The organism is Gordonia sp. i37 (genome assembly GCF_002043085.1).
Taxonomy (GTDB): domain Bacteria; phylum Actinomycetota; class Actinomycetes; order Mycobacteriales; family Mycobacteriaceae; genus Gordonia; species Gordonia polyisoprenivorans.
This window is the reverse complement of the sequence record NZ_MVPX01000519.1, coordinates 1-4,533: the sequence shown is the minus strand read 5'-3', so window position 1 is coordinate 4,533 and position 4,533 is coordinate 1. Positions and strand designations below refer to the sequence as shown.

Sequence of the window (4,533 nt, the reverse complement as noted above, 5' to 3'; positions counted from 1 at the left end):
TGGTCACATGCGTCATTACGAATTGATGGTCATCCTCGACCCGAGTCTCGACGAGCGCACCGTTGCTCCGTCCCTGGACACGTTCCTGAACGTGGTCCGCAAGGACGGCGGCAAGGTCGACAACGTCGACATCTGGGGCAAGCGCCGTCTCGCCTACGAGATCGCCAAGCACAGTGAGGGCATCTACGCCGTCATCGACCTGAACGCCGAGCCGGGCACCGTCAGCGAGCTGGATCGTCAGCTGAAGCTGAACGAGTCGGTGCTCCGCACCAAGGTTCTCCGGAAGTAGTACACAGGCTTTCTCCGATGTCCCGAGATAGTCGGTACCGGACCCTAGGGTGAATCACTAGTCCGGTGCACATCGACCATCGAGTGCCCAACCACGACCAAGGGGAGACACATGGCAGGCGAAACCGTCATCACCGTTGTAGGCAATCTGACTGCTGAGCCCGAACTGCGGTTCACCCCCTCGGGTGCTGCGGTCGCCAGCTTCACGGTGGCCTCCACTCCGCGCACCTTCGATCGTCAGTCCAATGAATGGAAAGACGGCGAGGCACTGTTCCTGCGGTGCAGTATCTGGCGCGAAGCTGCGGAGAACGTGACCGAGAGCCTGACCAAGGGCACCCGCGTCATCGTGCAGGGTCGTCTCAAGCAGCGTTCCTACGAAACCCGCGAGGGTGAGAAGCGCACGGTTGTGGAACTCGATGTCGAAGAGATCGGTCCCTCGCTGAAATTCGCCACCGCATCGGTCAATCGCGCCTCGCGCGGCGGATCGTCCGGCGGCGGAAACTTCGGTTCGTCCGGCGGTGGCGCAAGCCGCGGCGGCGGATCGAGCCAGTCCGCACCCGAGGATCCGTGGGGCAGCGCCCCTGCGAGCGGCTCCTCGTTCGGTGGCGGCGGCGGGGACGACGAACCACCTTTCTAAGAAACATTTTTGACTGGAGCATCACATGGCTAAGCAAAAGAGCAGCCGGAAGGTGCGCGTCGAAAAGGTCACCAAGACCAAGGCGTGCTCCTTCTGCAAGGACAAGAACACCAGCACCATCGACTACAAGGACACCGCGCTGCTGCGCCGCTTTTTGTCCGACCGCGGCAAGATCCGTTCGCGTCGCGTGACCGGCAACTGCGTCCAGCACCAGCGCGACGTCGCTGTGGCCGTCAAGAACTCGCGTGAGGTGGCGCTTCTGCCGTTCACCTCGACCAGCCGATAAGCCGAAGGGAGAGAACACGATATGAAGCTCATCCTGACTGCTGCCGTGGAAAACCTCGGTGAAGCCGGCGATTCCGTCGAGGTCAAGGACGGCTACGGCCGTAACTACCTGTTGCCCCGCGGTCTGGCCATCAAGGCCACCCGTGGCGCCGAGAAGCAGGTCGAGACCATCCGTCGGGCGCAGGCCGCCCGCGAGGTCCGCGGCCTCGAGCACGCCAACGAACTCAAGCAGGCACTCGAGAACCTCTCCGAGGTCTCGCTGTCGGTGAAGACCCACGACTCGGGCAAGCTGTTCGGTTCGGTCACCGCCGCAGACGTCGCCGGTGCCATCCGCTCGGCCGGCGGCCCCGTCGTCGACAAGCGCAACGTGGAGCTGCCCAAGGGCCACATCAAGGCCACCGGTAGCTTCCCGGTCGTGGTGAACCTGCACCCCGACGTCGCCGCGACCGTGTCGCTGGCCGTCGTCGCCGGCTGATCAGGCTCGCACGCAACAACTTTCGGCCCGCCGACCACGCACATGATGCGTGGTCGGCGGGCTGAAGTGCATTTCAATCGATGTCGTTTTCTGATCGTTGGACGACTCTCGATCGCTGGTCGTTCCTTGATCGATGGTCGTTTTCTGATCGATGGTCGAGGTGCGAGGCGCCCCAGGCGCCGAGCGTCGAGACCGCGTAACCCTTACGCGGCAACGCACCTCACGCCGGCGCCACAGGCACCGCCGGCAGTTGACTCGAACCCCGAAGCGCTGCAGGGAGATACTGCGGCGCCGGATTGCCGTCGTGTGCCTGATCCCATGCGGGATAGAAGAACTTGTGCCATCCGGTCGCGAAGATCAGTGCGCGAGAACCGGTTCGGCAGGCCACCTCGTTCGGCGCAGGCACCGTACAGGTAACCCCTGCAATCGTCACCCCCTGCCCGACGTGCAGGACGGGCGGCCGGAACCCGGTCGTGGAGCCGAAACGATAGGTCGGGGCGAACGGCCAGTTGGTGCGCACCCAGAACGGTCCCTGCTGATCGCCGGCAATGGTCGCGCCGAGTGTCCGCGACGTCGGGGTGTCGGCGGGTGCGGTGGCCGGGCTGCCCGTACAACCGACGTAGCGATACTGCGGGCCGATCTGGCACATGTAGCGCCCAGTGGTGAAGAACGACCGCCCGTTGTCCTCGTAGGCCAGCGAGCGGAACGCGTCGGGGTTCACCGGGGTGTAGCGGCTCAGGTCGAATTCTGCGGGCAGTGGGGGCGGCGGAGCGGCCGACGCATCCGATGCCAGCATGGCGGGCGCGACGACGGCCATGGCGGCGGCAACGCCGACCGTGGCGAGCGCGCGCGACAACGTACCGAACGTGCGAATCCTGGACACGGGCTTCATTGCATCACAGTCGTGTGGAGGCGGGGGAGCGTTTGATCCTCGTCGTGGCGGCCGCACGCGCGGGCCGCGTCGAGAGCGTCCCAATGCGGTGTCATCGCCGGCTCACGGACTGTTCACGAGCTGGTAAACGCCCAGTGGTTGCCGTCACTCGCAACACGCCCGGCCGCCACATTCAAGCGACACGCCGAGGAAGTAAAGAACTCGTCTCTGTGGAATTCGTGCACATGGTCTGAGCTGCAGTGATGGGACAAATCGCGTCAACATTCCCCACCTTGTCCACAGGCCGTCGCCAGCGACCCACAGGCCGCACCCGAAGCGTCCACAATTGGTGCACAGCTCGGTCCACAGGCGCGTTTGAACGCGCGCCGGTCTCCTCCTAGGGTCACCTCTCAGGGTGAATCGGCACCGGTGTCGGCGACGTGATCGCGGGTTCTGTCGGTGGCCGCGGGTATTGAGTACGTCGGGTACTGAGTACGGCAGAGAGAGCAGGGGCGGATCCGTGTTGCGGATCTGCCGTGATCGGCGCGAGAGGTTGGGGCATCGGTGGCGGTTGTCGACGATCGCGGGCACGGCGCCCGGCGTGATTCCGGACGCGGGGGGTCCGGGGGTTTCGACGACGAAGCGCCGATCCCGACCGAAGAATTCGGTCGCCAACCACCACAGGACATGGCCGCCGAGCAATCGGTCCTCGGTGGCATGCTGTTGTCGAAGGACGCCATCGCCGACGTCGTCGAGAAAATCCGGCCGGCCGACTTCTACCGGCCCGCACACCAGGCCGTCTACGACGCCATCCTCGAGCTCTACGGCAAGGGTGAGCCCGCCGACGCCGTGACCGTCTCTGCCGAGCTGGAGCGCGCCGGAGAGCTGCGCCGCGTGGGCGGTGCACCCTATCTGCACACCCTCATCTCCACGGTGCCCACAGCCGCGAACGCCGGCTACTACGCCGAGATCGTCGCCGAGAAGGCCATCCTGCGGCGACTCGTGGAGGCCGGAACCCGCATCGTGCAGTTCGGTTACTCCGGGGCCGACGGCCAGGACGTCGCGGAGGTCGTCGACCGGGCGCAGGCCGAGGTGTACGAGGTCACCGAGCGCCGCACCGCCGAGGACTATGTTCCCCTCGAGGAGCTCCTGCAGCCGACGATGGACGAGATCGACTCGATCGCCTCGCGAGGCGGGCTGTCACTCGGTGTGCCAACGGGTTTCGCCGATCTCGACAAGCTCACCAACGGACTGCATCCAGGGCAGATGATCATCGTGGCGGCACGTCCTGGTGTCGGCAAGGCGCTGTCGCTGGACACGCCGCTGCCCACGCCCACGGGCTGGACCACGATGGGCCGCGTCGCCGTCGGCGACAAACTGCTCGACGCCCACGGCCGCCCCACCACTGTCGTGGCCGCGACCGATGTTATGACCGAACGGCCCTGCTATGAGGTCGAATTCGCCGACGGCAACAGCATCCTCGCCGACGCCTGGCACGAGTGGGCAATCGAGGTCGACGGCAGCAGTCAGGTCGTCACCACCGAGGGCATGTGTGCCCACGTCGGCAGCGCCTTCATTCGCAACACCAAGCCACTTGAACTGCCGCGCAAGCGATTTGCCTACGGACCGTACACCGTCGCCGCGTTGGCTGGTATGGCTTTTGACGATCCCGAGATCGGGATGCGCATCGACGCCGAGGGTCCCGTCGACGTGATGACATTGATGGCCGACCTCGGCGGGCGTATCCCCTACGAGTATCTGCGCGGCTCCATCGCTCAGCGCCGCGCCCTGCTCGCGGGTTTGCTGGACGCACGCGCGACCGTCGACGACGACGGCTGGATCACAGTGCCCGCCGCCACCCGGCACATGACCGCCGTGGTGGCCGACCTCGTCGCCGGACTCGGTTACCCCTACCGTCGTTCGGCCACCGGGTGGCTCCGCGTCGACGCCGACGACGACGTGTTCACCGTTCATCAT

6 protein-coding genes are annotated in these 4,533 nt (G+C 65.6%); 5 read left to right on the top strand and 1 reads right to left on the bottom strand.

The genetic code is table 11. The features are described from left to right. Positions 1-7 precede the first annotated feature (7 nt). The 4 genes from rpsF (at position 8) to rplI (ending at position 1,685) form a co-directional block, all read left to right on the top strand. Complete coding sequence (rpsF, locus tag B1964_RS25885) at positions 8-289, top strand: 30S ribosomal protein S6 (protein WP_079931851.1); 282 nt, start codon at positions 8-10, stop codon at positions 287-289. A gap of 111 nt (positions 290-400) precedes the next feature. Beyond that, positions 401-925 (top strand): single-stranded DNA-binding protein, encoded by a 525-nt coding sequence (locus tag B1964_RS25880; protein ID WP_079931850.1) that lies wholly within the window; start codon positions 401-403, stop codon positions 923-925. Positions 926-950: 25 nt separating this feature from the next. Then, positions 951-1,211 (top strand): 30S ribosomal protein S18, encoded by a 261-nt coding sequence (gene rpsR, locus B1964_RS25875; RefSeq protein WP_006373162.1) that lies wholly within the window; start codon positions 951-953, stop codon positions 1,209-1,211. Between the two features lie 21 nt (positions 1,212-1,232). Beyond that, positions 1,233-1,685, top strand: a complete 453-nt coding sequence (gene rplI, locus B1964_RS25870) for a 50S ribosomal protein L9 (protein WP_079931849.1) — start codon at positions 1,233-1,235, stop codon at positions 1,683-1,685. Between the two features lie 220 nt (positions 1,686-1,905). Here the strand turns inward: rplI and B1964_RS25865 are convergent, their stop codons facing one another. Beyond that, on the bottom strand, positions 1,906-2,577 hold the full coding sequence (locus B1964_RS25865) for a hypothetical protein (protein WP_079931848.1): 672 nt from the start codon (positions 2,575-2,577) through the stop codon (positions 1,906-1,908). Positions 2,578-3,120: 543 nt separating this feature from the next. Between B1964_RS25865 and B1964_RS25860 the strand changes: the two genes are divergently transcribed. Continuing rightward, positions 3,121-4,533 (top strand): DnaB-like helicase N-terminal domain-containing protein (locus tag B1964_RS25860; protein WP_290440742.1); only part of this gene is annotated, 1,413 nt, incomplete at its 3' end.